The 26,128-nt window shown below is 70.7% G+C and carries 25 protein-coding genes; 18 read left to right on the top strand and 7 right to left on the bottom strand.

The genetic code is table 11. The features are described 5' to 3' along the window. The 5 genes from ABTW64_RS08770 (at nt 1) to ABTW64_RS08750 (ending at nt 5,016) form a co-directional block, all read left to right on the top strand. Nucleotides 1-1,098: a carbohydrate ABC transporter permease gene (locus ABTW64_RS08770; RefSeq protein WP_350621384.1), complete on the top strand. Its 1,098-nt coding sequence runs from the start codon at nt 1-3 to the stop codon at nt 1,096-1,098. Beyond that, the gene (locus ABTW64_RS08765; protein ID WP_350621382.1) at nt 1,095-2,015 is read left to right on the top strand and encodes a carbohydrate ABC transporter permease; all 921 of its coding nucleotides are present in this window, start codon (nt 1,095-1,097) and stop codon (nt 2,013-2,015) included. The genes ABTW64_RS08770 and ABTW64_RS08765 overlap by 4 nt, the downstream gene beginning before the upstream one ends. Nucleotides 2,016-2,023: 8 nt before the next feature. Further along, the gene (locus tag ABTW64_RS08760; protein ID WP_350621380.1) at nt 2,024-3,475 is read left to right on the top strand and encodes a GH1 family beta-glucosidase; all 1,452 of its coding nucleotides are present in this window, start codon (nt 2,024-2,026) and stop codon (nt 3,473-3,475) included. An 11-nt stretch (nt 3,476-3,486) separates the two neighbouring features. Continuing rightward, nucleotides 3,487-4,515, top strand: coding sequence for a LacI family DNA-binding transcriptional regulator (locus ABTW64_RS08755; RefSeq protein WP_350621378.1), 1,029 nt, complete (start codon nt 3,487-3,489; stop codon nt 4,513-4,515). Nucleotides 4,516-4,647: 132 nt separating this feature from the next. Then, on the top strand, nt 4,648-5,016 hold the full coding sequence (locus ABTW64_RS08750; protein ID WP_350621376.1) for a PLD nuclease N-terminal domain-containing protein: 369 nt from the start codon (nt 4,648-4,650) through the stop codon (nt 5,014-5,016). 9 nt (nt 5,017-5,025) lie between these two features. Here ABTW64_RS08750 and ABTW64_RS08745 read toward each other — a convergent pair whose 3' ends face one another. Both ABTW64_RS08745 and ABTW64_RS08740 read right to left on the bottom strand, forming a co-directional pair. Next, entirely contained in the window at nt 5,026-5,388 is a 363-nt protein-coding gene (locus ABTW64_RS08745; RefSeq protein ID WP_350621374.1) for an iron chaperone, read from the bottom strand. Nucleotides 5,389-5,461: 73 nt separating this feature from the next. Beyond that, nucleotides 5,462-6,784, bottom strand: a complete 1,323-nt coding sequence (locus tag ABTW64_RS08740; protein ID WP_350621372.1) for a uracil-xanthine permease family protein — start codon at nt 6,782-6,784, stop codon at nt 5,462-5,464. A gap of 247 nt (nt 6,785-7,031) precedes the next feature. Here ABTW64_RS08740 and ABTW64_RS08735 point away from each other — a divergent pair, with 247 nt between their 5' ends. Continuing rightward, on the top strand, nt 7,032-8,996 hold the full coding sequence (locus ABTW64_RS08735; RefSeq protein WP_350621370.1) for a BCCT family transporter: 1,965 nt from the start codon (nt 7,032-7,034) through the stop codon (nt 8,994-8,996). A gap of 109 nt (nt 8,997-9,105) precedes the next feature. Here the strand turns inward: ABTW64_RS08735 and ABTW64_RS08730 are convergent, their stop codons facing one another. From ABTW64_RS08730 to ABTW64_RS08720, 3 genes are all read right to left on the bottom strand, one after another. Beyond that, nucleotides 9,106-10,002, bottom strand: coding sequence for a phosphoribosylaminoimidazolesuccinocarboxamide synthase (locus ABTW64_RS08730; protein ID WP_350621368.1), 897 nt, complete (start codon nt 10,000-10,002; stop codon nt 9,106-9,108). Between the two features lie 172 nt (nt 10,003-10,174). Beyond that, nucleotides 10,175-10,546, bottom strand: a complete 372-nt coding sequence (locus ABTW64_RS08725) for a PH domain-containing protein (RefSeq protein ID WP_350621366.1) — start codon at nt 10,544-10,546, stop codon at nt 10,175-10,177. Beyond that, complete coding sequence (locus tag ABTW64_RS08720; protein ID WP_350621364.1) at nt 10,546-11,553, bottom strand: Ltp family lipoprotein; 1,008 nt, start codon at nt 11,551-11,553, stop codon at nt 10,546-10,548. Before ABTW64_RS08720 ends, ABTW64_RS08725 begins: the two co-directional genes overlap by 1 nt. 288 nt (nt 11,554-11,841) lie before the next feature. Between ABTW64_RS08720 and ABTW64_RS08715 the strand changes: the two genes are divergently transcribed. From ABTW64_RS08715 to ABTW64_RS08705, 3 genes are all read left to right on the top strand, one after another. Continuing rightward, entirely contained in the window at nt 11,842-13,104 is a 1,263-nt protein-coding gene (locus tag ABTW64_RS08715; RefSeq protein WP_350621362.1) for a sensor histidine kinase, read from the top strand. Between the two features lie 76 nt (nt 13,105-13,180). Then, on the top strand, nt 13,181-13,864 hold the full coding sequence (locus tag ABTW64_RS08710; protein WP_350621360.1) for a response regulator: 684 nt from the start codon (nt 13,181-13,183) through the stop codon (nt 13,862-13,864). A gap of 17 nt (nt 13,865-13,881) precedes the next feature. Next, the gene (locus tag ABTW64_RS08705) at nt 13,882-15,039 is read left to right on the top strand and encodes an MFS transporter (RefSeq protein WP_350621358.1); all 1,158 of its coding nucleotides are present in this window, start codon (nt 13,882-13,884) and stop codon (nt 15,037-15,039) included. A gap of 122 nt (nt 15,040-15,161) precedes the next feature. On the opposite strand, the gene purD is transcribed toward ABTW64_RS08705, so the two are convergent. After that, nucleotides 15,162-16,430 carry a phosphoribosylamine--glycine ligase gene (gene purD / locus ABTW64_RS08700; RefSeq protein WP_350621356.1) on the bottom strand — a complete coding sequence of 423 codons (1,269 nt, stop codon included), beginning with the start codon at nt 16,428-16,430 and terminating at the stop codon, nt 15,162-15,164. A 76-nt stretch (nt 16,431-16,506) separates the two neighbouring features. Here purD and ABTW64_RS08695 point away from each other — a divergent pair, with 76 nt between their 5' ends. Together ABTW64_RS08695 and ABTW64_RS08690 are read left to right on the top strand one after the other, a co-directional pair. Then, a complete protein-coding gene (locus tag ABTW64_RS08695; protein WP_350621354.1) occupies nt 16,507-16,878 on the top strand; it encodes a sterol carrier family protein in 372 nt (123 codons plus the stop codon). A 96-nt stretch (nt 16,879-16,974) separates the two neighbouring features. After that, complete coding sequence (locus ABTW64_RS08690; RefSeq protein WP_350621352.1) at nt 16,975-17,322, top strand: potassium transporter Trk; 348 nt, start codon at nt 16,975-16,977, stop codon at nt 17,320-17,322. 30 nt (nt 17,323-17,352) lie between these two features. Here ABTW64_RS08690 and ABTW64_RS08685 read toward each other — a convergent pair whose 3' ends face one another. Next, nucleotides 17,353-17,922, bottom strand: coding sequence for a zinc-binding alcohol dehydrogenase (locus ABTW64_RS08685; protein WP_350621350.1), 570 nt, complete (start codon nt 17,920-17,922; stop codon nt 17,353-17,355). 115 nt (nt 17,923-18,037) lie between these two features. On the opposite strand from ABTW64_RS08685, the gene purM reads away from it, so the two are divergent. From purM to ABTW64_RS08650, 7 genes are all read left to right on the top strand, one after another. Further along, nucleotides 18,038-19,216 (top strand): phosphoribosylformylglycinamidine cyclo-ligase, encoded by a 1,179-nt coding sequence (gene purM, locus ABTW64_RS08680; protein WP_350621348.1) that lies wholly within the window; start codon nt 18,038-18,040, stop codon nt 19,214-19,216. 25 nt (nt 19,217-19,241) lie between these two features. Then, a complete protein-coding gene (purF, locus tag ABTW64_RS08675; protein WP_350621346.1) occupies nt 19,242-20,714 on the top strand; it encodes an amidophosphoribosyltransferase in 1,473 nt (490 codons plus the stop codon). Between the two features lie 48 nt (nt 20,715-20,762). After that, the gene (locus ABTW64_RS08670; RefSeq protein ID WP_350621344.1) at nt 20,763-21,692 is read left to right on the top strand and encodes a MurR/RpiR family transcriptional regulator; all 930 of its coding nucleotides are present in this window, start codon (nt 20,763-20,765) and stop codon (nt 21,690-21,692) included. Between the two features lie 101 nt (nt 21,693-21,793). Next, nucleotides 21,794-22,915: an ABC transporter ATP-binding protein gene (locus tag ABTW64_RS08665; RefSeq protein WP_350621342.1), complete on the top strand. Its 1,122-nt coding sequence runs from the start codon at nt 21,794-21,796 to the stop codon at nt 22,913-22,915. Nucleotides 22,916-23,023: 108 nt separating this feature from the next. After that, a complete protein-coding gene (locus tag ABTW64_RS08660) occupies nt 23,024-24,412 on the top strand; it encodes an extracellular solute-binding protein (RefSeq protein WP_350621340.1) in 1,389 nt (462 codons plus the stop codon). A gap of 1 nt (nt 24,413) precedes the next feature. Next, complete coding sequence (locus ABTW64_RS08655; protein WP_350621338.1) at nt 24,414-25,178, top strand: tyrosine-protein phosphatase; 765 nt, start codon at nt 24,414-24,416, stop codon at nt 25,176-25,178. 25 nt (nt 25,179-25,203) lie between these two features. Continuing rightward, the gene (locus ABTW64_RS08650; RefSeq protein WP_350621336.1) at nt 25,204-26,127 is read left to right on the top strand and encodes a phosphodiesterase; all 924 of its coding nucleotides are present in this window, start codon (nt 25,204-25,206) and stop codon (nt 26,125-26,127) included. Nucleotide 26,128 lies beyond the last annotated feature (1 nt).

Raw genomic sequence — 26,128 nt, 5'->3', positions numbered from 1 at the left:
ATGACCGTCACCGACACCGCCCGGAGGGCGCCGCGCGCGAGCACGGCGCCCTCCGGGGACCCCTCCGGAACCGGCCGCCCCGTGCGCGTGCTCTCGTTCTCGCAGCGCCTCAGCCGCTGGGACGTGAAGCTCTCGCCCTATCTCTACATCTCGCCGTTCTTCATCCTGTTCGCGATCGTCGGCCTCTTCCCGATCGCGTACACGGCCGTGATCTCGCTGATGGACTGGGATCAGATCCGCCGCTCGGGCGAGTTCGTCGGCTTCGACCAGTACGTCTGGATCCTGTCGCAGCCGAAGTTCTGGGTCGCCCTGCGCAACACCTTCAGCATCTTCCTGCTCTCGAGCGTGCCGCAGCTCATCCTGGCCATGTTCATCGCGGTGATGCTCGACAAGCACATCCGGGCCAAGACGTTCTGGCGCATGAGCGCGCTGCTGCCGTACGTGGTCGCGCCCGTCGCGGTGGGCCTCATCTTCAACGCGATGTTCGCCGACCAGTCCGGGGTCGTGAACGGCTGGCTCGGCGCGATCGGCATCGGTCCGATCCCGTGGCACGTCGAGCCCTTCTGGAGCCACGTCGCCATCGCCACGATGGTCAACTACCGCTGGACCGGCTACAACGCGCTCATCCTGCTCGCCGCGATGCAGGCCATCCCGCGCGACTACTACGAGGCCGCGACGGTCGACGGCGCCGGCACGTGGCGCCAGTTCTGGAGCATCACGCTGCCGTCGCTCAAGCCGACCCTGATCTTCGTCATCATCACCTCGACGATCGGCGGCCTGCAGATCTTCGACGAGCCGCGCATGTTCGACCAGTTCGGTCGCGGCGGCGCCGGGCAGCAGTGGCTGACGATCACGCTCTACCTGTACGACATCGGCTGGGGCGACTGGAACTTCGGCCGTGCGGCCGCGATGGCGTGGATCCTGTTCCTCATCATCCTGGGCATCGGCCTGATCAACCTGCTCGTGACGCGCTCTCTGGTGCGCGATGAAGGCGCGCGCGGCGGCACGCTGACCCGCGGGCAGCGGCGCGCGGCAAAGCGTGCGAAGCGCGCGACCCCGCCGGCCGCGGCGGCACTCGAGGCGGAGGCGAACCGATGACCGATCAGCGCATCCACACGGCGCCCGCAGGGGAGAGCACTGCGACGGCGACCATCGTCACAGGCCGCGTCGGGCGTCGGGCGGTGCGGATCCGCGGCTCGCGTCCGGGGTTCTGGGTCTACGCCGGGCTCGCGGTCGTTCTCGTCGCGAGCCTGTTCCCGCTGTACTTCTCGTTCCTGATCGGCTCGGGCGACGCCAACACGCTGCGCGACCCGAACAAGTCATGGATCCCCGGCGGGAACTTCCTGGCGAACGCGCTGTCGGTCGTCAACCAGCCGGCCGTCAACTTCTGGCCCGCGCTGTGGAACAGCATCTGGAGCTCCACCGTCATCGCCCTCAGCGTGGTGGTGTTCTCGACGCTCGCGGGCTGGGCGTTCGCGAAGCTGCGCTTCCCGGGTGGCCCGGGTCTCCTCGCGTTCGTGGTCGCGACGATGGCCGTTCCGCAGCAGCTGGCGGTGGTGCCACTGTACGTGCTGTTCGCGGAGTTCGGATGGACGGGCCAGATCGGCGCGATCATCATCCCCGGCCTGACCAGCGCCTTCGGCGTGTTCTGGATGACGCAGTACCTGCGCCAGACCGTGCCGGATGAGCTCATCGAGGCGGCGCGCATGGATGGCGCGTCGATGATCCGCACGTTCTGGACCGTCGGCGTCACGGCCGCGCGTCCGGCGGCCGCGATGCTCTTCCTGTTCACGTTCGTGACGGCGTGGAACAACTTCTTCTGGCCGTTCATCGTGCTCGACCGTCAGAACCCCACGCTGCCCGTGGCGCTCGCGCTGCTGCAGTCCAACTACTTCGTCGACTACTCGATCGTTCTCGCCGGTGTGGTGCTCGCCACGCTGCCGCTCCTGCTGCTGTTCGTCGTGGCAGGCAAGCAGCTGGTCAGCGGCATCATGGCCGGCGCCGTGAAGGGATGACTCCGCTCATGACCCGCTCGTTCCCCTCCCACTTCCTCTTCGGCGCCGCCACGGCCGCCTACCAGATCGAGGGCGCCGCCTTCGAGGACGGCCGCACCGCGTCGATCTGGGACCACTTCAGCCGGATGCCCGGAGCCGTGATCAACGCCGACAACGGCGACGTCGCCACGGATCACTACCACCGGTACCGCGAGGACGTCGCGCTCATGAAGCAGCTCGGCCTGCAGACCTACCGCTTCTCGACCTCGTGGTCGCGGGTGCGGCCGGACGGCGGGCCGGTCAACGCGAAGGGCATCGACTTCTACAGCCGACTCGTCGACGAGCTGCTCGAGGCGGGCATCCTGCCGTGGCTGACGCTGCACCACTGGGACATGCCGCAGGCCCTCGAGGAGAAGGGCGGATGGACGTCGCGCGACACCGTCGACCGGTTCGTCGAGTACGCCCTGTCGGTGCACGACGCGCTCGGCGACCGCGTCACAAAGTGGACGACGCACAACGAGCCGTGGTGCTCGTCGTTCCTGTCGTACACGGGCGGCGAGCACGCGCCCGGTCGGCAGAGCGTGCGCGACGGCATGCTCGCCTCCCATCATCTGCTGCTCTCGCACGGCCGAGCGGTACAGGAGCTGCGGGCGCGCGACGCGAGCCTCGAGGTCGGCATCACGCTCAACCTCACCAACGGCGAGCCGGTCGATCCGTCCGATCCCGCCGATCAGGATGCCGCCCGCCGCATCGACGGCCAGTTCAACCGGTGGTTCCTCGACCCGATCTTCCGAGGGGCCTACCCGTCGGACGTGCTCGACGACATCCAGGCCGTCGATGCCGCGGCGGTCGCCGCGTTCGAAGGTGCCGTGCAGGACGGCGACCTCGAGGCGACGTCGGCGCCGATCGACTTCCTGGGCGTGAACTACTACCACGGCGAGTTCGTGTCGGGCCATCCGACCGACAACCCCGCGCCCGCGGGGGAGGCGCCCACCGACAGGGTGAAGCGGTCGCCCTTCCCTGCCATGGACGGCGTGCACTGGGTGGACCGCGGCTACCGGCGCACCAACATGGGCTGGGAGGTCGACTTCGCGGGCCTGACGAATCTGCTCAACCGCATCTCGACCGACTACGCGCGCCCCGCGGGTGTGCCGCTGTACGTCACCGAGAACGGCGCGGCGTACGACGACGAGGTGGTCGACGGCGAGGTGAACGACCCCGAGCGGGCCGAGTTCGTGCGCGGACACGTCGCCGCTGTGCTCGATGCCATCGAGGCCGGCGCCGACGTTCGGGGATACTTCTACTGGTCGCTGGTCGACAACTTCGAGTGGGCCTGGGGCTACGAGAAGCGCTTCGGCATCGTGCGCGTCGACTACGACACGCAGGAGCGCACCGTGAAGGCCAGTGGCAAGGAGTACGCGCGGATCATCGCGGCGCGCGCGATCGAGGAGTCGGCGACCGACGTGCCGGCGGCAGTCTGAGCAGGAGACGAATGGACCAGCGGATCGGGGCGGGCGCGGCTGCGCGCGGCACGGCCACGATCGAGGAGGTCGCCGCGCGCGCCGGAGTGTCGCGCTCGACCGTCTCGCGTGTGCTCGGCGGCGGCGATCGCGTGAGCGCCGAGGCGCTGGACGCCGTGCGGCGGGCGATCTCCGAGCTGAACTACGTGCCCAACCGGGCCGCGAGATCGCTCGCCAGCCGGCAGACCCACGCGATCGCCCTGGTCGTGCCCGAGGACACCACCCGCTTCTTCGGCGACCCGTTCTTCGCGGCGATCGTCACGGGCATCAACGCGCGGCTGTCGCGATCGGATCACGTGCTGAACCTGTTCATCGCGTCCGACGACCCCGGCGACAAGGCCACGTCGTACCTGACGGGCGGCAACGTCGACGGCGCGCTGGTGGCGTCGCACCACACCAGTGACACGTTCGTGGAGCGCATCAACCAGGCCGTTCCCGTCGTGTTCGGCGGACGGCCGGTGCGGGAGCACGCGGCCGACTACTACGTCGACGTCGACAACGTCGAGGGCGGACGCGTGGGCACGCGCTACCTCGTGGAACGGGGACACCGCCGGATCGCGACGATCACCGGGCCGCTCGACATGCCGGCGGGCGTGGACCGACTGCAGGGGTTCCGGGAGGTGATGGCCGACGCCGGCCTCACGCCCGGGCCGGCCGAGGACGGCGACTTCACCGCGATCGGCGGGGCGGACGCGATGCGGCGCATCCTGGCCGCGGGCGATCCGCCCGACGCCCTTTTCGTGGCGAGCGACCTGATGGCACGAGGGGCTATGAGCGCCCTCGACGGCGCGGGTCTGCGCGTGCCCGACGACGTGGCGATCGTGGGCTTCGACGACTCACCCGTGGCGGTCAGCCTGACCCCGCGCCTCACCACGGTGCGCCAGCCGTCGCGCCTGCAGGGTGAGGCGATGGCCGATGTGCTGCTCGCGCGCCTCGCGGGCGGGCAGCCGCCGCACGCGACCATCCTGCAGACCGAACTCGTGGTCCGCGACAGCGCATAGCCCCTCGGGATCCCCTCCAGGGACGTTGACTAGCGTCGGGCGAACTCACTGCTGTCGGCGACGCAAGTGATCGCCCCCAGCGCTAGTCGACGAGCCTCGACGCCGGATGACCGTGGCCGCTAGCTTGGGCCCATGGTGTATGTGGTCCCGCTGCTCATGCTGGCGTTCTCGATCGTGACGCTGATCGACATCATCACGCGGGAGAACTGGCAGGTGAAGCACCTGCCCAAGGTGGCGTGGATCATCCTGGCGATCATCATCCCGTTCGTCGGCGGCATCTGCTGGTGGGCCGTGGGCCGTGAGTATCCCGAGCGCCCCGCTCGCGCCGCGCGTCCTCGCTCCGAGGCATGGAGCGCCGGGGCGCCCGTGCGGATCGTCGACGGCCGCGGGCCGGACACCCGCACGACCGAGCAGCAGCTCGCCGACCTCGAGCGCGAGATCGAAGAGGAGCGCCTCCGCGCGGAGATCGCCCGCCGCCGGGCCGAGCGCGGCGAGGCCTGACCCCTCGCCCTAGGCGAGCTGGGCGTCGATCTCCTCACGACGCAGCAGGATGACGCGGTCGAGCACATCCGGCGGGATCGGCTTCTCCACGGAGAAGCGGATGGCGCCCTTCGACAAGGAGAACCCCGGCAGATCGTCCTGCACCTGCGGCACGATGTCCGACGAGTGCGGGAACAGCGAGAGGTGCTTCGCCGTCTGCTGGGGCGAGATCAGGCCCTTGCCGCGGTAGGTGAGCGTCGGCATCCCGTAGCTCACCTTCTCGTCCACCTCGGGCACCAGCTCGTGCACGCGCGCCTCGATGGCGGCGAGGACGCCCCGGACCGGCTCGTCGAGAGAGGCGATGTAGTCGCTGACGACACCCATGTCGCTCATCCTGTCCCGGGTAGGGGAGACGCGAAAGGGCGCCCGGCGTGAGGCCGGACGCCCGTTCGCGTGGATGCGGGTGTCAGTCCTGCGGGTCGCCGCCGAGCTGGCCCACGGCCGGGATCGGGCCGCCGTCGTCCGCGCCGGTGCGGCGGGCACGGGCGATCAGGTTGCCCAGGTGGTAGATCGCGAGGGCCGCCACCGTGCCCAGCACGATGCCGCCGAGCTCGAACCCGCCGCCCGACATCGTGAAGCCCGCGATGCCGATGACGAGCGCGACCGCGGCGGTGTACTGGTTCACCGGGCGCGAGAAGTCGACACGGTTGTCGACCCAGATCTTGATGCCGATGATGCCGATCAGGCCGTACAGGGCGGTCGTCACGCCGCCGAGCACGCCGGCGGGGATCGAGTTGAACACCGCTCCGAGCTTGGGCGAGAAGGACAGCAGGATGGCCACGGCGCCGGCGATCCAGTACACCGCCGTGGAGTACACGCGCGTGGCGGCCATGACGCCGATGTTCTCGCCGTACGTGGTCGTGCCCGAGCCGCCGCCGAGGCCGGCGAGCGTGGTGGCGACGCCGTCGGCGATGAGGGCGCGGCCGGTGTGCTGATTGACCGCCGAGTCGGTCATCGTGGCGACGCCGCGCACGTGCCCGACGTTCTCGGCCACCAGCACGAGCACCACGGGCAGGAACATGGCGATGACCGACCACGTGCCGGGCGACGCGAAGTCGGGGAAGTGGAACTGAGGGAGCCCGATCCACGCGGCCTCGTCCACGGCCGAGAAGTCGAGCTTGCCCTGAAGCGCGGCGAACACGTAGCCCACGACGACGCCGAGGAAGATCGACACGCGCCCCAGGAAGCCGCGGAACAGCACCGCGAACAGGATGACCGCTACGAGTGTGACCGTGGCCGTGAGCGCATCGAGCTTGTAGTTGTTCCACGCGGCCGGCGCCAGGTTGAACCCGATGAGGGCGACGATGGCGCCGGCGACGACCGGGGGCATGAGCTTGTCGACCCAGCCGAGGCCGGCGAACTGCACCACGAGCCCGACGACCGCGAGCAGCACACCCACGGCGACGATGCCCGCCAGCGCGGAGCCGGTGCCGCCGATGGCGGTCGCGGCCGCGACGGGAGCGAGGAACGCGAACGACGAGCCGAGGTAGCTGGGCAGCCGGTTCTTGGTGATCAGCAGGAACAGCAGCGTGCCGATGCCGCTGAACAGCAGCGTGGTCGACACGGGGAAGCCCGTGATCGTGGGCACGAGGAACGTGGCGCCGAACATGGCGACGACGTGCTGGGCGCCCATCGCGATGGTGGCGGGCCAGCTGAGGCGCTCGTGCGGCGCGACGACGGCGCCGGGCGCGACCGTGCGGCCGTCGCCGTGGAGGGTCCAGAGGGGCATGGGGCTTCCTTCGGGCAGAGGGAGAAGAGGACAATCGATCAACGATACTTCCCTCGCTGTTTCGAGCCCGTGAACGGCGCGTGCTGCGGCGGACCTCACTCACCGACGGCCATGCGCACACTCATTCCTGCGGGGCACGCCATCCGCGGTGGATGCACATGCATGGAATACGGAGGGGACTCGCCGTACGGTGGAGACAGACGATCCCCATACGTAACGCACAGCTCTATCGACAAGCGAGATGAAAATGGCCGATCAGCCGCACCCACAAGCGGGGACACCGCCGCAGGAGAAGCCCGTCACCAAGGTCCTCAAGGAGGTGACGCACCCGGCGCTGATCCCCGGAATCGGCGTGGAGGACACGGGAAAGACGTTCTCGACCAACTGGCTCGTGTTCGGCATCGCGGGCGCCCTCGTGCTCGGCGTGGTGATCTGGGGCTTCCTCGCTCCGCAGAGCATCAGCGACACCGGTTCGGCCTCGCTCGCCTGGGTGATGGAGAACTTCGGATGGCTCTTCTCGCTGCTCGCGATCGCCACGGTGATCTTCATGATGGTCGTCGGATACGGCCGCACCGGCGGCATCCGGCTCGGGTCGGATGACGAGAGCCCCGAGTTCTCGACGGTCTCGTGGATCGCCATGCTGTTCTCCGCAGGTATGGGCATCGGCCTGCTGTTCTGGGGCCCCGCCGAGCCGCTGACCTACTTCCTCGACGTGCCGCCCGGGTTCGAGGCGGAGGCGGGTTCGCGCGACGCGATGCACCTCGCGCTCGCGCAGTCGTTCCTCCACTGGGGTCCCCTGGCATGGGCGTTCTACGCCCTCGTGGGTGGCGCCATCGCGTATGCCGCCTACCGCCGAGGCCGCGCGCCGCTCATCTCGGCGATCTTCGCGCCCATCTTCAAGGAGCGCACCGAGGGATGGGCCGGGGCCGTCGTCGACGTGTTCGCCATCATCGTCACGCTGTTCGGCACGGCGGTCACGCTCGGCATGGGTGCCCTGCAGATCGCGCGGGGCACCGAGTTCGTGACGGGCATCGGACCCCTCGGCAACGGCGCGCTGATCGTGATCGTGACGGTGCTGACCGCCGCGTTCGTCGTGTCGGCGGTCTCGGGTGTGAAGCGCGGCATCCGGCTGCTGTCGAACATCAACATGGTGATCGCACTCGTGATCGGCGTGATGCTGTTCGTGCTGGGGCCCACTCTGCTGCTGCTCAACATGGTGCCCGCCTCGGTCTCGGCCCTCTTCGCGGAGCTCGGCACCATGCTGATGCGCAACCCCGCGCAGGGCGAGGACGCCGAGGCGTTCGTGACCAGCTGGACTAACTACTACTGGGCGTGGTGGATCTCGTGGACGCCGTTCGTCGGCATGTTCATCGCGAAGATCTCGCGTGGACGCACGCTGCGGGAGTTCACGACGGTGGTCATCGTGGTGCCCGCGCTCGTCTGCATCGTCTGGTTCGGCATCATGGGCGGATCCGCGATGTACTTCGACGAGCTCACCGGCGCGGTCGGCCAGGCGATGGCCGATGGCGGCACGGAGGCCGTGCTGTTCGCCGTGCTCGACAACCTGCCGATCGGCGGCGTCCTGTCGGTTCTGGCGATGATCTCGATCATCCTGTTCTTCGTGACCTCGGCCGACTCGGCCGCCATCGTGATGGGCTCGATGAGCCAGCGCGGCAAGCCCGAGCCCTCGACGTGGGTCACGATCACGTGGGGCGTCCTGCTGGGGGCCGCGGCGCTCGCGCTGCTGCTCGCGGGCGGGCAGACCGCGCTGTCGGGACTGCAGTCGATCATGGTCGTGACGGCCCTGCCGTTCGCGGTGATCGTGATCGGCATCATGGTGGCGTGGGCGCGTGAGCTCGCGACCGATCCGTACATCCTGCGGCGCCGCTTCGCGCGCGCCGCGATCGCCCAGGGCGTGCGCCTGGGCATCGAGGAGCACGGCGACGACTTCGTGTTCGGCGCGACCGAGGTGGCGGCCCATCAGGGCGCCGGCGCGAACATCGACACGGACGACCCGGCGCTGACCGAGTGGTATGAGACAGCGACCGAGCAGATCGGCATCGTCACGGCAGAGGATGTGACCCGCACGCTCGAGCCGGGTCATATCCAGCCGAAGGGGCCGGAGCGCCCCGACCACACGGCGTCCGGAGACGCTGCGCTCGTCGTGGGTGAGGAGCGGCGGAGCCGCAGGTCGGGGCCCGACCAGCGCTGACCCGACGCGACGGTGGAACGCCGAGACGACGGACCGGATCGAGGATCCGGTCCGTCGTCTCGGTTTCCGACCGGAGATTCGGCTCGCCCTCGAGCCGGTCGAGTGCGGCTCAGGCGGTGAGCTTGCCGATCAGCTCGCGGTAGCGGGCCACCGTGCGGTCGACGATCTCGGCCGGAAGGGCGGGCGGGGTGCCCTGCTTGTCCCAGTTCGCGGCGAGCCAGTCGCGCACGATCTGCTTGTCGAAGCTGGCCATGCGGTCCTTCGGCGTGGTGCCGGTGCGCCAGGCCTCGGCGTCCCAGTAGCGCGACGAGTCGCTCGTGAGCACCTCGTCGGCCAGGCGCAGGATGCCGTCCTCACCCTCGACCGCTGCGTCGATTCCGAACTCGAACTTCGTGTCGGCCAGGATGAGCCCATGCGCCTCGGCGGTCGCCGCCGCGCGGCGGTAGATCGCGAGCGACAGGTCGCGCAGCTGCGCCGCGCGCTCGGTGCCCACCAGCTCGACCGTCTTCTCGAACGAGATGTTCTCGTCGTGCTCGCCGAGCGGCGCCTTGTACGCGGGCGTGTAGATCGGCTCCGGCAGGCGGTCGCCATCCTGCAGCCCCTCCGGCAGCGGGATGCCGCACACCGTGCCGCTGTCCTGATACTCGAGCCAGCCCGATCCGGTCAGGTAGCCCCGCACCACGCACTCGACCGGCAGCATCTGGAGCGACCGCACGATCATGGAACGGCCGGCCACCTCGTCGGGCACACGCTCGCCCGTGAGGTGGTTGGCGATGGGCTGGCCGCCGTCACCGCCCGCCAGCTGCTCGAACCACCACAGGCTCAGCGCGGTGAGCAGGGCGCCCTTGCCGGGGATGCCGGGCGCGAGCACATGGTCGAAAGCGCTCACCCGGTCGCTGGCGACGACCAGCATCCGCGTCTCGTCTCCGTCCGCGGGTGCGTACAGATCGCGCACCTTGCCGGAGTACACGTGCTTCCAACCGGGGATGTCGAGGGCCTCGCTCACCCGCCCATCATCCCACTCGCGCGGCGATCGCCCGTGCGGGATGCGCCCTCCCTCTGCCGGGACACCACCGATCCGGCGGCATCACATGCCACAGGATGTGATGCCGCCGGATCGGTGCGCTTTCGGCGGACCGGCGAGCCTGCGGCGCGTGGAGCGCTCGCCGCGCCTCCCGTCAGTGGCTGTTCAGCACCGCCCAGGCGATGAGGCTGTCGATGCGGCGCACATCCGCGCCCTTGGCGAGCTTCACCTTGATGTGGCCGGCTTTCGTCCACAGCTCGATCTCGGAGTTCCAGTCGAGCACGCCCGCATTCTCGGACGACCACATGTGGATCGCGCTGTACGGCAGGGAGTAGATCTCGACCTTCTTGCCGGTGATGCCCTGCGCGTCGCGCACGATCAGGCGCTTCGTCGTGAACGTGGCTGAATCGCGGAACGTCTTGAAGGATGCGACGGCCTCCTCACCCTGCGCCAGCAGGGGCAGGACGTCCTGGGGGACGGGGATCTCCACCTGGAGCGTCCAGGTGAGCATGGCTGCGGGTTCCATCAGTAGCCCACCTCCTTGAGAGCGAACTCGATCTGCTCAGGCGTGAACTTCTCGAACGCCAGCTGCTGCTGGAGGCCATCGCGCGAGAAGCTCATGGTGTCGAGGTACTGCTGCGCCTTCTCAGCGGCTTCGGCGTTCCAGTCCGCGCCCACGTTGTCCGCAGCGAAGGCGGCGACCTCGGTGGAATAGCCCTCGAACTCGAGCTGCGAGACCAGGCCATCGCGCGAGAAGCCCATGAGCTCGAGGTAATTCTGCGCCTGGCCCAGCGCGTTCTCCTGCTCGAGAGTGAGGTCGGGCTTCGGCGGTTCCACGGTCACAACGACCTCGGTGCCCTCCTCGACTTCTTCGCCGGCGGCGATCGACTGCGTCGCGATCACGGACTCGTCCGTGGCTTCGGCCGGCGCCGTGAAGACGAGGCCGTACGCCTCGGCGATGGGACGCGAGATGCCGACCGTGGTGCCGACCATGTCCGGCACGATCGCTGCCGCAGGCTCCTCAGCGGTCTCTTCGACCGGAGCCTCGGCCGGCTCGCTCACCGTGGGCTCCTGCGCCGGCGGCGCCGAGACCGTGGCGGCGTTCCCGCCGTTGACGAGATTGATGATGACGCCGAGCACGACCACGGCGCCCGTGACGATCCACGCCACCTTGCGGTGCTGCTGGTAGCCCTGCAGGGCGTGGCCGCGACCGTCGCGCGTGCTGCCCGTCAGCACGAGGATCAGATCGATCAGCCACCAGATGCCCAGGCCGCCGAGCGTGACGAGCTTCAGGATGCCGGTGCCGACCTTGCCGAGATAGAAACGGTCCACGCCGAAGAACCCGAGGAACCAGGAGAGGAGCCAGGTGGCGATGAAGGACTTCTGACCCTCGATCGCGCCGGCGGGAGCGTACGGCGCAGCGCTGTGTCCGGACGCGGGCGGATCGAGCGGGCCCGCGGGTGCGTTGGCCGCCGGAGGCGGGAAACCCGCGCCCTGGGGCGGGGCGGGGGGCTGTGAGCTGTCGAACGACATGGGATCTCCTGGTGATGGGAATGGTCAGCCGGCGAAGGGAGGATGCCGGGATCTCGGGGGACATATCTTTCTAGCGGGGAGGTCGTCCGCGCGTCGGTCACGCCCCCGGATATCGGGATCGGCACCCTGCGGGCTCTCACTGGCTGGTGGCGGCCCGGTGAACCCAGCCTCTTGTCGGGCGTCCGGGGGCGCCTCCTCCGATCGGTCGGCATCCACCGGGCGATCGTCCAGTGATCGACGGGCGGATGGCGGAGGGGGCGCGTCGGGGGTCGGCCGTACGCTCGATCCATGACCGCACCCTCGCCCGCCACGCGGCGTCGCGCGGCGCCGATCCTCCGGCGCGGGCGTTCGATCGCCCTGTTCGTGCTGGGCGCGCTGTGGGAGGTCTACTGCGTGCTCAACGTGCCGGGCACGGCGACGTTCGTGACGAGTGGCGCGCCCGAGGCGAGGATCACGGATCTCGGCACCGGGCTGGCCCTGTTGGCGATCGCCGCGTGGGGGACGGTCTTCGTGCGCGCACGGGCGCCATGGGCGGTTCTCGCCGCCGGCGCGGTGCTCGCTCTGATCGGCACCTCATACGTGCTGGCGCTCGTGGGCGCGACCCGCGTGCTCGCGCGGTCGCCGCGTCACTCGAAGGCCGTCGCCCTCGGCGTCGGTGCCCTCGTGCTGCTCTTCGCCGCGCGTGAGTCGCTGACCGACTGGGGGGCCGCATTGCCGTGGACGGTCGGCTACGACCCGCATCAGGCGCATCCCGGCTGGCAGGTCGTGCCCTGGGCGATCGCGGTGCTCGCCCTCGGGGCGGCGGCAGGCCTGATCGCGTATCGACGCACGCGCGTGGAGGCCGACGCGAGCCGAGCGCGAGCCGAGCGCGAGCACCAGCGAGCGGACGCGCTCGGCGAGCAGGTCGCCCGACAGGCCGAGCGCGAGCGGATCGCGCGCGACCTGCACGACGGCATCGGGCACCGGCTGTCCTCGGCCGCGCTGTCGGCGAGCGCGTTCGAGGCGAAGGTGACAGCCGACCCCTCTCTCGACCCCGCGCTGGCCGAGTGGGCACGACTCGTGCGCGAGCAGGCGCATGCTGCGCTGGATGACGTGCGCGGCGTGGTGGGCGGCCTCCGGATGGACACGGAGCCGGCATCGCCGCGGGCCTCACTGCGCTTCGTGGGAGACCTGCTGAGCGACCTGCGCGCGGCGGGGCACCGCGTCGACGCGCTCGTCGTGATGGACGGCGCGGACCGCGCCGGGGCATCGCTGCAGGCGGCCGCGTACCGCATCCTGCAGGAGAGTCTCACGAACGCGATCCGGCACGCGCCGGGGGTGCCGGTGTCGGTGACGCTTCATGCCTCACCCGAGCGGGGCGTCCGTCTCCGCGTGGTGAACCCGGTCGCCCCGGTTCCTCCCGTGGTCGGCGCGACCGGGGGCGGCCACGGCCTGGCCGGGATCCGGGAGCGGGCGGCGTCGGCCGGGGGTACGGCATGGATCGGCCCCCACGAGGGCGAGTTCATCGTCGACGTCACGCTGCCCTGGTCCGAGGGTCCGTCCATCCCTTAAGCGCCGTCCATCCCTTAGCGCCGTCGATCCGTCAGCGCCGTGCGCCGAGGGCGGCGGTGCTCGGTATCGTGGCCGGGTGCTCTCCGACGACCCGCAGCGTCCCGTGCGTGTGCTCATCGTCGATGACGACCCATGGGCGCGTGCCGCGTTGAGCGCCATCCTGGAGCCGCGCGAGGACATCGAGGTCGTCGGGGCTGCCGGCAGCGGGGAGGAGGCGATCGCCTTCGCGCGCCGCCACCGCCCCGACGTCGTGCTGATGGACATCCAGATGCCCGGAATGGACGGCATCGCGGCGACTCGGGCCCTGCTCGCCGAGGTGGAGACGAATGTCGCCGCCATGACCAGCGTCGCGGGGGCGGAGACCGTGGCGCGGATGCTCGAAGCCGGCGCCTACGGATACGTTCTCAAGGACACGCCCCCGGACGCCCTTGCGGACGCGGTGCGCACGGTGGCCCGCGGCGACGGGTTCCTCTCCCCGCGCCACACCAGGGAGCTCGTCGAGCGCGTGGCCCGCGGTGCGGGGGCAGAGGGCCGTCGGCAGGCCGCCGCGCTGTTCGCGACTCTCACCGAGCGCGAGCGCGACGCCGTGAGGCTCGTGGCGACGGGCGCGTCCGACGACGAGATCGCGCGGGCCATGCACGTGGCGGCGTCGACCGCGAAGACGCACATCCAGCAGGCGCGCCTGAAGCTCGGAGCCCGCAACCGCACCCATATCGCGGTGCTGGTCGAGCGCGCCGGCGAGACGCCGCTGCACTCCTGACGCCGCAGGATGGACGGATGAGCGCGGATCGCTGGCGGGTGGCGGCGGCGGGAGCGCAGCTGCTCGGGGTGGCCGTGATGGCCGCGATCTATGCGCCGCAGCCGCTTCTCGCGGCGATCGCGCGCGATCTCGGGCGCAGTGCCCTCGAAGCCAACCTCGTGGTGTCGATGACCACGCTCGGCATCGCGGCGGGCGTCTTTCCGGCCGCGTGGCTGGCGGAGCGCCTCGGCCGCGGCCGCGTGATCGCGGGGTCTCTGGCGGGCGGGGCGGCGCTCACCGCGGTGACCGCGCTCGCCGCGGACTGGCCGGTGCTGGTCGCGTCGCGGCTGCTCACGGGGCTGGTGCTCAGCGGAGTGCTCGTGTCGGCGCTCGTGTGGTCGTCCGAGGCGGCGCCCGCGATGCGACGCCGACGCGTGGCGGCCATGTACGTCGCCGGCACCACGGCGGGTGGCATGGCGGGGCGCATCGTCGCCGGGCTCGCGGCCGAATGGTGGGGATGGCGCGCGGGCGTCATCGCGGTCGATGCGATCGTGCTGGCCGCCGGCGCGGCGGGCGTCGCCGCGGTCGGTCTCATGGTGCGCCGTCGCGCGGCCGCACCCGCGTCCGGCCCGGTCGAGGCGGCACGCCGGGTGCACTGGACGGTGCGGGCGCGGCTTTTCGTCGTGGCTTTCGCGGGGATGGCGGTGTTCATGGGGGTGTTCAACGCGGTCGCGTTCCGTGTGCACGAGCCGCCGTTCTCGCTGGGCGTCGGTGTCACGTCGCTGCTGTTCCTCACTTACGCGGCCGGCACCGTGTCCTCCATGCGCACGGGTGCGGTGCTCGACCGCTTCGGGCCCCGCGCCACGATCCTCACCGGCGCCGGCATCATGGCGGCGAGCGCGGGCATCCTGCTCGTCGACCACATCGCGGCGGTGATCGCGGGCCTGCTCGTGCTCGCGGCGGGCTTCTTCATGCTGCACACCGGCGCCAGCGCGACCGTGCCGTCGGTGTCGCCGCGCCCATCGGTGGGCCAGGCCTGGTACACGCTCTTCTACTACGCGGGCTCTTCGGCCGGCGCGCTGCTGCTCGGCTGGGCCTGGGACGCGGCCCGGTGGCCCGCGGTGACGATCGCCGCCCTCGCGCTGATCGCGATCGCGGCCGCAGCGGTGGCCTCCCTGCCGCGTCGCCCGAGTTGACGACACGTGCTCTCCACGGCGACACGTCGTTCGCACGCTCAGCCGACGTGTGCTCGGTGAGAGCACGTGTGCTCGGGCGCGGCGGGCGCGGCGGGCGCCGCGGGCGCGGCGAGCCGCCGGGCTTACTCCGCGACGCGCGCGGCGATATCGGTGCGGTGGTGCGAGCCCTCGAGCCCGATGCGTCCGATCGCCTCGTAGGCGCGCTCGCGGGCGGTGGGGAAGTCGGGCGCCGTCGCCACCACGTTGAGCACGCGGCCGCCGGTCGCCGACAGCCCGTCCATCGATCGCGCCGTCGCGGCGTGGGCGATGTGCACGCCCTCGACCGACTCGGCCTCCTCCAGGCCGGTGATCGGGCGCCCGGTCATGGGCTTCTCCGGGTAGCCCTCGCTCGCGAGCACCACGGTCACGGCGACGTCGTCGGCGAACTCCGGCTCGGGCTCGTTCTCGAGCGTGCCGGTCGCCGCCGCGAGCAGCAGGCGCGAGAGCGGCGTCCTCAGGCGCGGCAGCACGACCTGCGTCTCGGGGTCGCCGAAGCGCGCGTTGAACTCGATCACGCGCACGCCGGCCTCGGTCAGGATGAGCCCCGCGTACAGCAGGCCGATGAAAGGCGTGCCCTCCTCGTCGAGGCGCCGGATGACCGGCAGCGCGACGGTCTCGGTCACGTGCGCGACGAACTCGGCCTCGGAGCCGAAGCGCTCGGCGAGCCATGGCAGGGGCGAGTACGCGCCCATGCCTCCCGTGTTGGGGCCGGCATCGCCGTCGAGCGCCCGCTTGAAGTCCTGCGCGGGGCTCAGGGCGCGCACCGTGTCGCCGTCGCTCACGAAGAACAGCGACACCTCGGGCCCCGAGAGGTACTCCTCGATGAGCACGGGGCCGCTCGGAAGATACGTCTCGGCATGGGCGATCGCCGCCGCGCGGTCGTCGGTCACGATCACGCCCTTGCCGGCGGCCAGGCCGTCGGCCTTCACGACGTATGGCGCGCCGTAGGCGTCGAGCGCCGCGGCGACCTCGTCGGCCGTGCGCGCATGGGTCGCCCGTCCGGTCGGCACCTCGGCCGCGGCCATGATGCGCTTGGCGAACGCCTTCGACCCCTCCATCTGCGCGGCAGCGCGACCGGGACCGAACACGGGGATGCCGCGCTCTCGCAGCTCGTCGGCGATGCCCGCGATGAGCGGGGCCTCCGGGCCCACGATCACCAGGTCGATCGCGTTGTCGATCGCGAACGCCGCGACCGCGGCGGGGTCGAGCACATCCAGCTCGACGAGCGTGGCGTCGCGGCCGATGCCCGCGTTGCCGGGCGCCGCGAACAGCTCGTGAGGGCCCCCCTCCGACCGCAGCGCCAGGACGATGGCGTGCTCGCGCGCGCCGGAACCGAGGACCAGGATCTTCACGCCCCCAGCCTATCGAGGCGGGTTCGCCGCCGTATCGGCACCCAGGTCGGCGTCCACGCGTCCTAACCTGGACCGGATGGCCGCACGCAGGATCGACACCGGTGACGGGCGCGACGCGCTCGCCGCCGTCTCGTCCGCGATCGAGGCGGGCCAGAACCCGCCGCGCGCGGCGCATGCCACGGCGGTGCGGTATCTGCTGCAGCTGCTGGCCGAGAAGGCGCCGGGCAACAGCGTCGAGGTGCGCGTGCCGCCGTTCGGCGCGGCTCAGGTGATCCAGGGGCCCCGGCACACGCGCGGCACTCCGCCGAACGTCGTGGAGATGGACCCGCAGACGTGGATCGACCTCGCGATCGGCGCGCTGCCGTGGGCGGATGCCGCCGCGGCCGGCCGGCTGCGGGCCTCGGGTGTGCGCGCCGACCTGTCGGGGCTGCTTCCGCTGCGGCCCTGACGCGCCTGGCGGAAGCCGTCGCGTCCGGGCGCGGATGGAGGGTTCGCGGGGCGGATCCACGACCGCTATTCAGGAACGGAGTGGAAGAATCGGACCATGCCCTCCCGTTCCGAATTCCCCGCCGACGCGCGCGTCTCCGAGCAGGTTCCTGGATCGGACATCGCGAGCGTGCGACGCTCACCGCGGTATGGGGTCTTCGCGGCGCTGGGCGCGGCGCTCGGCGTCATCGTGGCGATGATCCTCGCGACCGCGTTCGACGGCACTCACGAGCCCAGCCCGTTCACCGAGGTCGTGTACTCGCCGTCGCAGGCGTTCGGCTTCATCCTGCTGTGGTGCGTTCCCGCGGGCATCCTGCTCGCGATGATCGCGGCGCTGCTGCTCGAGTGGGCGGTCGGCCGCCGGGTGCGCCAGGTCGCGGTCGTGCACGAGACGATCGCCGACTGACGCCACTGCCCGCAGCGCGACCGGAGCGGATCAGCCGAGCTCGCGCAGGATGGGCTGCATCGCCGCATCGAAAGCGGCGACGTCTCCGCGCAGACTGTCGGACACCGCGACCGTGAGGGCCCCGATCCACCACACGCCGCGCTGCACGAGCGGGAGCACCTGCACGTCGAGCCGGAAATCGTGGGCGCGGCGGCCCGCGCGGCGCTCGAACTCGACGACCGCTCCCGCGTAGCCCCGGTAGGAGCGGCGCATCCGTTCGTATCGGGCAGCGGCGTCGTGCGCGTACGCCAACGCGGCCGCCCCGTACGGCGCCGCCGCATCGCGCAGGGCGTCGGCGTACGACGGCAGGGCGACGTGGGTGCCGAAGCCCGGCAGCAGCTCGAGCGGCACGGGCGACGGATGCGCTTCGGGCTCGACCGTCATGTCCCAGTACCGTCGCCACAGTCGCTCGACACCCTCGCTCGCGTCGGGGCCGCGCTCGACCCCGCGCAGCGGCGGAAGCTCGTCGGGGTGGCGCACGCCCAGGGCCTGACGCAGATAGAGCGCGACGAGGACCGAGGGGCTGCAGTCCTCGCGGACATGCCAGTCGGGCGCCGTCATGGGGACATTATGTCGCGGCGGGCTGCACCTGCCGCGGTCGGTCATCGGGTGCGAGATGTGTCCTCGCGCCGGCGGGACGGCCTTTTCCCAGTATCTCGGCCGGTAGTGTGGTGGCGTGGCCGCCGCACATTCCCCTTCGGCTCCTCAGGCCGAACCCCACTCGTCCCGCTCCACCACCTCCACCTACGCCGAGGCCGGCGTCGACACCGCTGCAGGTGACCTGGCCGTCGAGCTGATGAAGTCGTCCGTCAAGGCGACGCACGGTCCCGAGGTGCTGGGTGGTGTCGGCGGATTCGCCGGGCTGTTCGACGCCTCGGCTCTCGTGGGCATGAGGCGTCCCCTTCTCGCCACGAGCACGGATGGCGTGGGCACCAAGGTCGCCATCGCGCAGGCCATCGACAAGCACGACACGATCGGGCACGATCTGGTCGGCATGGTCGTCGACGACATCGTCGTGGTGGGTGCCAAGCCGCTGTTCATGACCGACTACATCGCCACGGGCAAGGTGTTCCCGCAGCGCATCGCCGACATCGTGCGCGGCATCGCGGAGGCGTGCGCACTCACGGGCACGGCGCTCGTCGGCGGCGAGACGGCCGAGCACCCGGGTCTTCTCGGGCCGAACGACTACGACGTCGCAGGCGCCGCGACCGGCGTGGTCGAAGCCGATGCCGTGCTGGGCGCCGAGCGCGTGCGCGCGGGCGATGCGGTCATCGCGCTGGGCTCATCCGGCCTCCACTCCAACGGCTACTCGCTCGTGCGCCACATCGTCACGCGGGCGGGCATCTCGTACGGCGACCAGGCCGCCGACTTCGGCACGACGTGGGGTGAGGCGCTGCTCGAGCCGACACGCCTCTACACGGCGCCGCTGCTCGAGCTCATCGGGAAGCTGGGCGATTCCGGCGGCGACAACGCCGTGCACTCGCTGAGCCACGTCACCGGAGGCGGCATCGCGGCGAACCTCGCACGCGTGCTGCCCCGCGGCACGTTCGTCGACGTCGACCGCTCGACGTGGTCGCCGTCGCCGGTCTTCCGCGTGCTGAGCGACATCGCCGGCACCACGCTCGAGTCGAGCGAGGGCACGTGGAACCTCGGCATCGGGTTCCTCGCGGTGGTCGCCGCCGATCGTGTGGACGAGGCCATCGGCCACATCGAGCACGCGGGCATCCCCGCCTGGCAGGTGGGCGTCGTCCAGGGCGGCGCGCTCCCGGAGGGCGACTACGAGCAGGGCGCCAAGGGCGTCGACGGCGGCGCGGTGCGCCTGGTGGGCGAGTACGCGGACAGCCGCGGTCACTGAGAAGAACGGATCACGTAACAACCCCATGTGCGGCATCGTCGGAATGGTCGGGCGCGCCCCGGTCAACCAGGACATCTACGACGCTCTTCTCCTTCTTCAGCACCGCGGGCAGGATGCGACGGGTATCGCGACCGCCGAGCCGAACGGCGTGATGCACACGCACAAGGCCGGCGGCATGGTGCGCGAGGCGTTCCGCACGCGGGACATGCGCTCGCTGCTCGGAAACGTGGGCCTCGGCCACGTGCGCTACGCGACCAAGGGCACCGCCTCGAGCGAGGAGGAGGCCCAGCCCTTCTACGTGAACTCGCCGTACGGCATCATCCTGATCCACAACGGCAACCTCACGAACACGCGCGAGCTGACCGCTGACATGGCGCAGCGCGACCGCCGGCACCTGAACTCGTCGAGCGACACCGAGCTGCTGCTCAACGTGCTCGCCAACGAGCTGCAGGCCACGACCAGCCCGGTCGATCTCGAGCCGGAGCGGATCTTCGAGGCGGTTTCACGCACCCACCGCCGCATCGAGGGCGCGTACGCCGTGATCTCGATCATCGCGGGTTACGGCCTGCTCGCGTTCCGCGATCCGTTCGGCATCCGGCCGCTCATCCTGGGCCGCCGCACGGGGGAGGACGGCAAGGACGAGTGGGTCGTCACGAGCGAGTCGCTCGTGCTCGAGAACGCCGACTACGAGATCGTGCGCGAGGTCGAGCCCGGCGAGGCGGTCTTCATCACGACCGAGGGCGAGCTGTTCGCGAAGCAGTGCGCCGACGCCCACACGCTGCTGCCGTGCTCGTTCGAGTACGTGTACCTGGCGCGCCCCGACTCGATCATGAACGGCATCTCCGTGTACGAGTCGCGTCTGCGGATGGGCGAGAAGCTCGCCGCCACGATCGCGAAGCACGTGCCGGATGGCCTGATCGACGTCGTCATGCCGATTCCGGACTCGTCGCGCCCCGCCGCGATGGAGGTCGCGCGCGTGCTGGGAATCGAGTACCGCGAGGGCTTCTACAAGAACCGTTACGTCGGCCGCACGTTCATCATGCCCGGGCAGGCGGTGCGCAAGAAGAGCGTGCGCCAGAAGCTCAACGCCATGTCGAGCGAGTTTCAGGGCAAGAACGTGCTGCTGATCGACGACTCGATCGTGCGAGGCACCACCAGCAAGCAGATCGTGCAGATGGCGCGCGATGCCGGCGCCACGTCGGTCACCTTCGCCTCGGCCGCGCCGCCCGTGCGGCACCCGCACGTGTACGGCATCAACATGCCGTCGCGTCACGAGCTGATCGCCCACGGCCGCACGATCCCCGAGATCGCCCGAGAGCTCGGCGCCGATCATCTCGTCTACCAGGAGGTCGACGACCTGCGCGACGCGATCGTCGAGAGCGCCAAGGGCGAGCCGACGTTCACCGACCTCGACATGAGCTGCTTCGACGGCCGTTACGTCACCGGCACGGTGACCGACGAGTACCTCGCCTGGGTCGAGGGCAACCAGAGCTCCTGAGCGGGGGCCGGTGAATCCGTTCACCGCGCTCTGATACACCTGGGCCGTATGAACGCGCCCCCCAGCGATCCTCCTCTCGGCGACACCGTCGCGCACATCCGGTCCCTGCTGCCGCTGCTCGTGCCGAGCGAGCGGCGGGTGGCCCAGGAGTGCGTCGATCGGCCCGAGGCCGTCGTGGAGATGTCGGGCGCGGATCTTGCGGACCACACGGGGACGTCTCCGGCGACGGTGAGCCGCACCTGCCGCAGCCTCGGGCTGCGGGGCTTCCAGCACCTGCGCATGCTGCTGGTGCGCGACCTCGGCGCCAGGGCGCAGGCCTCGGCAGAGGAGCCGCCCGGAACTCCGGGGCGGCTGCAGCTGCTGGCCGAGGGGGCCTCGGCGATGCTGCTGGGCGCGCTGCGCGGAGTCGACCCCGCCGCCTTCGACGCAGCAGCGGACCTCGTGGCTGCCGGCCGGCGAGTCGTCATCGTCGGGAGCGGCGGTTCGATGCCCGCCGTGCAGGCCACGGCTCTGCGGTTCGTCACCAGCGGACGCGCCTGCGAGGCACCGCTCGACAGCGTTACGCAGCAGCTCACGTCCGCGGTGCTGGTCGACGGCGACGTCTGCCTCGCCGTGAGCGAGAGCGGTGCCAACAACTTCACGATCGCCGCTGCGGCCGCGGCGGCAGCGGGGGGAGCGAAGGTGATCGGAGTGACGAGCTATCCCCGCGCGCCTCTCGCCGAGCACTGCGACGTGCTGCTGGTGGCGGGCTCGCGGCCCGCCGCGTGGGACGGCGGAGGAATCGGCGGAAACCTGGTTCAGCTGCTGCTCCTGTCGGGCCTGCAGCAGGCGGTCGCGGAGCGCACGGTCGGAAGCGCCCGGGCGAGGGCCGCGACGATGGGGGAGGTCATCGAGCTGACGACCACGGTCGAGGGCGAGACACCCGGCGGCGAGCCGGACGCCCGACGAAGAGTTCGCGGGCCCGCATCCGACAGTTGACCTGCCGGTATCCGAACGTTCATCCCGTGCGCTGATAGTCGATCCGGAAGCCGCTTCCCTGGGAAGGCCTCAGCATGTAAGCCGCTTCCGAGGAGTGGCGCATGGGCACGATTCGCCTGACCGGCATCGGACGCACCTTCAAGAGCACGGCCGCCGTGCGCGATGTCGACCTCACCGTCGACGACGGGGACTTCCTGGTGCTGCTCGGCCCCTCGGGCTGCGGCAAGACGACCCTGCTTCGCATGATCGCGGGTCTACTGCAGCCCAGTACGGGCACCATCGAGCTCGACGGCGTCGACATCACCGAGCAGCCCTCGAAGAAGCGCGACCTCGCGATGGTGTTCCAGAGCTACGCCCTCTACCCGCACCTGTCGGTGCGCAAGAACCTCGCCTTCCCGTTGACGATCCAGAAGCTCTCCAAGGCCGAGATCGCCCGCCGCGTGCAGGATGTGGCCGACGTCCTGGAGATCGGACACCTGCTCGACCGCAAGCCGAAGGAGCTCTCGGGCGGCCAGCGACAGCGCGTCGCCGTGGGCCGCGCGCTGGTGCGCGCCCCGAAGGCGTTCCTCATGGACGAGCCCCTGTCGAACCTCGACGCGAAGCTGCGCACGCAGACGCGCCAGGAGCTGACCGCCCTGCATCGGCGGCTGCGCGCGACCTTCGTCTATGTCACGCACGACCAGGTCGAGGCGATGACCATGGCGACCAGGATCGCGGTGCTCGACGGAGGCCGCATCGAGCAGCTGGGTGCGCCGTCCGACGTCTATGACCGGCCCGCATCCGTGTTCGTCGCCGGCTTCGTCGGGAGTCCCGCGATGAATCTGCTCGACGTGCGGATCGTCTCGGATGGCGGCGTGCTCGCCGTATCCGCGGAGGGCGTCGCCGGCCGGCTCTGGACGGGCGACGTCGACGACCTCGACGCGGTGCTCGGTATCCGCCCCGAGCACCTCGAGATCGTGCCCGACGCGCCAGGGGCGCCCGGCGTGCGTCTGAAGGCCCGGGTCGACCTGGTCGAGAACCTCGGCGCCGAGCAGATCATCACCTGCGCCGTCGGTGCGGCCCGCGTGCAGGTGCGGATCGCCCGCGACGTGCCGGTCGCCGCCGGAGACGCGCTGACCCTCGGCGCGGCGCTGGAGCGCGTGCACCTGTTCGAGCGGACCTCGGGGCGGCGACTGGAGTGGGTGCCCGACACCGTCGACGAGTCCGTGCTCGTCGACGCCTGAGCGCCCGACGCGCCTTCGCCGCTGCCCAGCGCCTCTCCTCCGCTTTCCCCTTCCCGCCCTACCCGACACCCAGGTTCCCGCCCTACCCGACACCCAGGAGTGCATTCCATGAAGATCCGCGCCCGTGCCACGGGCTTCGCTCTGCTGACGATCGCAGCCGTCGCGCTCGCCGGCTGCGCCACCAGCGCCGGCAGCCCGGCCGACGCCCCGGCCGGCGACGATGTCGCCGCGGGCACCGTGCCTGCCCTCTCGCCCGACACCGAGGTCGAGATCGTCTTCGAGTCCTACAACATCGGCCAGGCCGGTGTGTGGGAGGAGACGATCAACACGCTCGTCGACGAGTTCGAGCAGGAGCACCCGAACATCACCGTGACACCCCAGGCGCCCTCCGTCGCGCTTTCGGGCGGGAACGCGTCGACCGTCGCATCGGTGCAGCAGCAGCTGCTCGCCGGCAACCCGCCGGATGTCGCCCAGCTCACGTTCGACACGCTCGACTTCACGATCAACCAGCTCAAGCCGCCGGCGGTCGAGGACCTGTTCGGCACGGCAGCGGTCGAGGAGCACTTCGGCGGAGAGTACCCCTTCCACGAGCGGGCCAAGCCCCTCGCCGACTGGGACGGCAAGACCTACGGCGTCCCGTACGTCTTCTCGACGCCCCTGCTCTGGGTCAACGCGACGGCACTCGAGAAGGCCGGGATCGATCCGGCCACGGTCGACCTGTCGACGTGGGGTGACGTCGCGGAGGTCGGCGCCCAGCTCGCCGAGGCGAACGGCAAGCCGCCGCTCACGGTGGCGTGCGCCACGAATGTCGGCAACTGGTGCATGCAGGGCATCATCCGTTCGAACGGCGGTCGTGTCATCAGCGAGGATCGCAGCACCATCGAGTTCGGCGAAGAGGGCGCGGTCGGGGCGGTGCAGATGCTGCGTGACCTGTACGACGCGGGCGTGCTCGAGAACGCCGATGCCACGGCGCAGTACGAGGGGTTCGCGCGCGGTGAGTCGTTGATGCAGGTGCAGACCTCCGTCATGCAGAGCACGTTCCAGGCCGCCGCCGACGCCGGTGGCTGGGAGCTGATGGCGTTCCCGCTGCCCGGCTTCGAGGGCAAGGCGACCGTGCCCACGAACTCTGGATCGGCGCTGTACATCTTCAGCCAGGACCCCGCCAAGCAGGCCGCCGCGTGGGAGTTCATCACGCACATGACGAGCCCTCGGGCGTACGAGCTGATCACGGCGGGCATCGGCTACGTGCCGCTGCGACCGGGCATCACCGAGCCCGGCGGGCCGCTCGCGGCGTGGGCCGCAGAGACGCCGACGCTCGAGCCGAACCTCGAGCAGCTTGACCGCCTGGAGGGCTGGCAATCGTACCCGGGCAACAGCTACGTGCAGATCGACGACCTGCTGTGGAGCGCGATCGAGCAGTCCGTGTTCTTCGGAGCCGATGTGGAGAGGTCGCTGACCGAGGCGGCCGAGCGCGCACAGGGTCTGGTGGCGAACTGACATGACGATCGAGCTCACCGGGACGCAGCCCGATCCCGTTCGTCGGCACGTGCTGCCCGGCCTGCACAACCTGCGCGACGTCGGCGGTTATCCCGCCCAGAGCGGCGTGACCCGCTGGGGCAGGCTGTTCCGATCCGACGCCCTGCACGGCATCGATGAGGCGGGACGGGCGCGCCTCGGTGAGCTCGGCATCGCCCACGTCGTCGACCTGCGCGGGGCTGAGGAGCGTCGCCGCCAGCCCAGCAGCCTCGCCGGCGTGCCGCTGCAGATCCACGAGCTGCCCGTGTTCGACGAGGCCGCACCCCCTGCCCAGCTCGCGCAGGGCATCGACCTGGCGGCGATCTACGACCACATCGTCGACCACCGGGCGAGCGTCCTCGCGGACGCGATCCGGGTGATCGCCCGCGCGGGCGACGGCGAGGCCGTGCTGGTCCACTGCACGGCGGGAAAGGATCGCACCGGCCTGGTGATCGCCTTCGCCCTGCTCGCCGCGGGCGTTGACCGCGACGCGGTCGTGGCCGACTACGCCCTGACGGCCCGATACCTCGCAGGAGCCTGGGCCGACGCCATGCTCGCGTCGCTGCGACGCGGCGGCGTGGAGCTGTCGGCCGCGATGGTCGAGCTGGTGACGGCCAGCCCCGCACCCGTGCTCGAGCAGCTGCTCGAGCGCGTCGATCGCGAGCACGGTTCCCCTGTGGCGCTGCTGCAGCGGCATGGACTGACCTTCGGCGAGATCGACCGGCTCACGGCGGCCCTCGTCTCCTGACACCCTCCACACGAAACGGACAAGCATGCGCACCTACGGACAGCACCCCGCACCCGAGCACTTCATCCTCCACGTCTCCGACACGCATTTCGTCGGCGACGGCGATCTGCTGCACGAGCAGATCGACTCCGACCGCAATCTCGCCGAGCTCTTCGACGGCTTCGCGCGCGGCAACGCGCGTCCCGAAGCCATTGTGTTCACGGGGGACCTCGCCGATACGGGCCGCCCCGATGCCTACCGCCGCCTGAGGGCTCTGGTCGAGCCCGCAGCCGAGAAGCTGGGCGCCCAGGTGATCTGGTGCATGGGCAACCACGACGAGCGCGTGGCGTTCCGCGCGGGCCTTCTGGACGAGGACGGCGACGAGTCGGAGCCGGTCGACCGCGTGTACGACGTCAACGGACTGCGCATCATCGCGCTCGACTCGACCGTGCCCGGACAGCACTACGGGGAGCTGAGCGACGCGCAGCTCGCGTGGCTCGGCGACCAGCTCGCGACCCCGGCGCCCGACGGCACGCTGATCGCCCTTCACCACCCGCCGGTGCCGAGCCCGCTGGGACTGCTGGCACTCGTCGAGCTCCGCGACCAGCACCGGCTGCAGGAGGTGGTGGCCGGTACCGACGTGCGCGGCATCCTGGGGGGCCACCTGCACTACTCGACCACGAGCACGCTCGGAGACATCCCCGTCTCGGTCGCCTCGGCCACCTGCTACACGCAGGATCTCCAGGTGGTCTACCCGGGGGCACGGGGCGCGAACGGCGGTCAGTCGTACAACCTCGTGCACGTGTACGGCGACCGCGTGCTGCACTCGGTCGTGCCGATCGGGCAGTTCCCGACGGTCTACGAGATGACCCCCGAGGTGCTTCAGGCCTGGCTCGACAAGAGCGAGGAAGAGCAGCTCGCCGACATCAACGCGTCCGTCGCCGGCGAGCCCGCGCTCGTCGCGGAGTGAG

It is taken from the genome of Microbacterium sp. NPDC096154, assembly GCF_040302945.1.
Lineage (GTDB): Bacteria > Actinomycetota > Actinomycetes > Actinomycetales > Microbacteriaceae > Microbacterium.
The sequence above is the reverse complement of the archived record's forward strand: the minus strand, read 5'-3'. Positions and strand labels throughout refer to the sequence as shown.

Bases quoted from the DNA above. Each gene is read 5' to 3' on its own strand.
- ABTW64_RS08770 (WP_350621384.1), top strand. From the start codon at position 1: ATGACCGTCACCGACACCGCCCGGAGGGCGCCGCGCGCGAGCACGGCG.
- ABTW64_RS08765 (WP_350621382.1), top strand. From the start codon at position 1,095: ATGACCGATCAGCGCATCCACACGGCGCCCGCAGGGGAGAGCACTGCG.
- ABTW64_RS08760 (WP_350621380.1), top strand. From the start codon at position 2,024: ATGACCCGCTCGTTCCCCTCCCACTTCCTCTTCGGCGCCGCCACGGCC.
- ABTW64_RS08755 (WP_350621378.1), top strand. From the start codon at position 3,487: ATGGACCAGCGGATCGGGGCGGGCGCGGCTGCGCGCGGCACGGCCACG.
- ABTW64_RS08750 (WP_350621376.1), top strand. From the start codon at position 4,648: ATGGTGTATGTGGTCCCGCTGCTCATGCTGGCGTTCTCGATCGTGACG.
- ABTW64_RS08745 (WP_350621374.1), bottom strand. From the start codon at position 5,388: ATGAGCGACATGGGTGTCGTCAGCGACTACATCGCCTCTCTCGACGAG.
- ABTW64_RS08740 (WP_350621372.1), bottom strand. From the start codon at position 6,784: ATGCCCCTCTGGACCCTCCACGGCGACGGCCGCACGGTCGCGCCCGGC.
- ABTW64_RS08735 (WP_350621370.1), top strand. From the start codon at position 7,032: ATGGCCGATCAGCCGCACCCACAAGCGGGGACACCGCCGCAGGAGAAG.
- ABTW64_RS08725 (WP_350621366.1), bottom strand. From the start codon at position 10,546: ATGGAACCCGCAGCCATGCTCACCTGGACGCTCCAGGTGGAGATCCCC.
- ABTW64_RS08720 (WP_350621364.1), bottom strand. From the start codon at position 11,553: ATGTCGTTCGACAGCTCACAGCCCCCCGCCCCGCCCCAGGGCGCGGGT.
- ABTW64_RS08715 (WP_350621362.1), top strand. From the start codon at position 11,842: ATGACCGCACCCTCGCCCGCCACGCGGCGTCGCGCGGCGCCGATCCTC.
- ABTW64_RS08705 (WP_350621358.1), top strand. From the start codon at position 13,882: ATGAGCGCGGATCGCTGGCGGGTGGCGGCGGCGGGAGCGCAGCTGCTC.
- ABTW64_RS08695 (WP_350621354.1), top strand. From the start codon at position 16,507: ATGGCCGCACGCAGGATCGACACCGGTGACGGGCGCGACGCGCTCGCC.
- ABTW64_RS08690 (WP_350621352.1), top strand. From the start codon at position 16,975: ATGCCCTCCCGTTCCGAATTCCCCGCCGACGCGCGCGTCTCCGAGCAG.
- ABTW64_RS08685 (WP_350621350.1), bottom strand. From the start codon at position 17,922: ATGACGGCGCCCGACTGGCATGTCCGCGAGGACTGCAGCCCCTCGGTC.
- purF (WP_350621346.1), top strand. From the start codon at position 19,242: ATGTGCGGCATCGTCGGAATGGTCGGGCGCGCCCCGGTCAACCAGGAC.
- ABTW64_RS08670 (WP_350621344.1), top strand. From the start codon at position 20,763: ATGAACGCGCCCCCCAGCGATCCTCCTCTCGGCGACACCGTCGCGCAC.
- ABTW64_RS08665 (WP_350621342.1), top strand. From the start codon at position 21,794: ATGGGCACGATTCGCCTGACCGGCATCGGACGCACCTTCAAGAGCACG.
- ABTW64_RS08660 (WP_350621340.1), top strand. From the start codon at position 23,024: ATGAAGATCCGCGCCCGTGCCACGGGCTTCGCTCTGCTGACGATCGCA.
- ABTW64_RS08655 (WP_350621338.1), top strand. From the start codon at position 24,414: ATGACGATCGAGCTCACCGGGACGCAGCCCGATCCCGTTCGTCGGCAC.
- ABTW64_RS08650 (WP_350621336.1), top strand. From the start codon at position 25,204: ATGCGCACCTACGGACAGCACCCCGCACCCGAGCACTTCATCCTCCAC.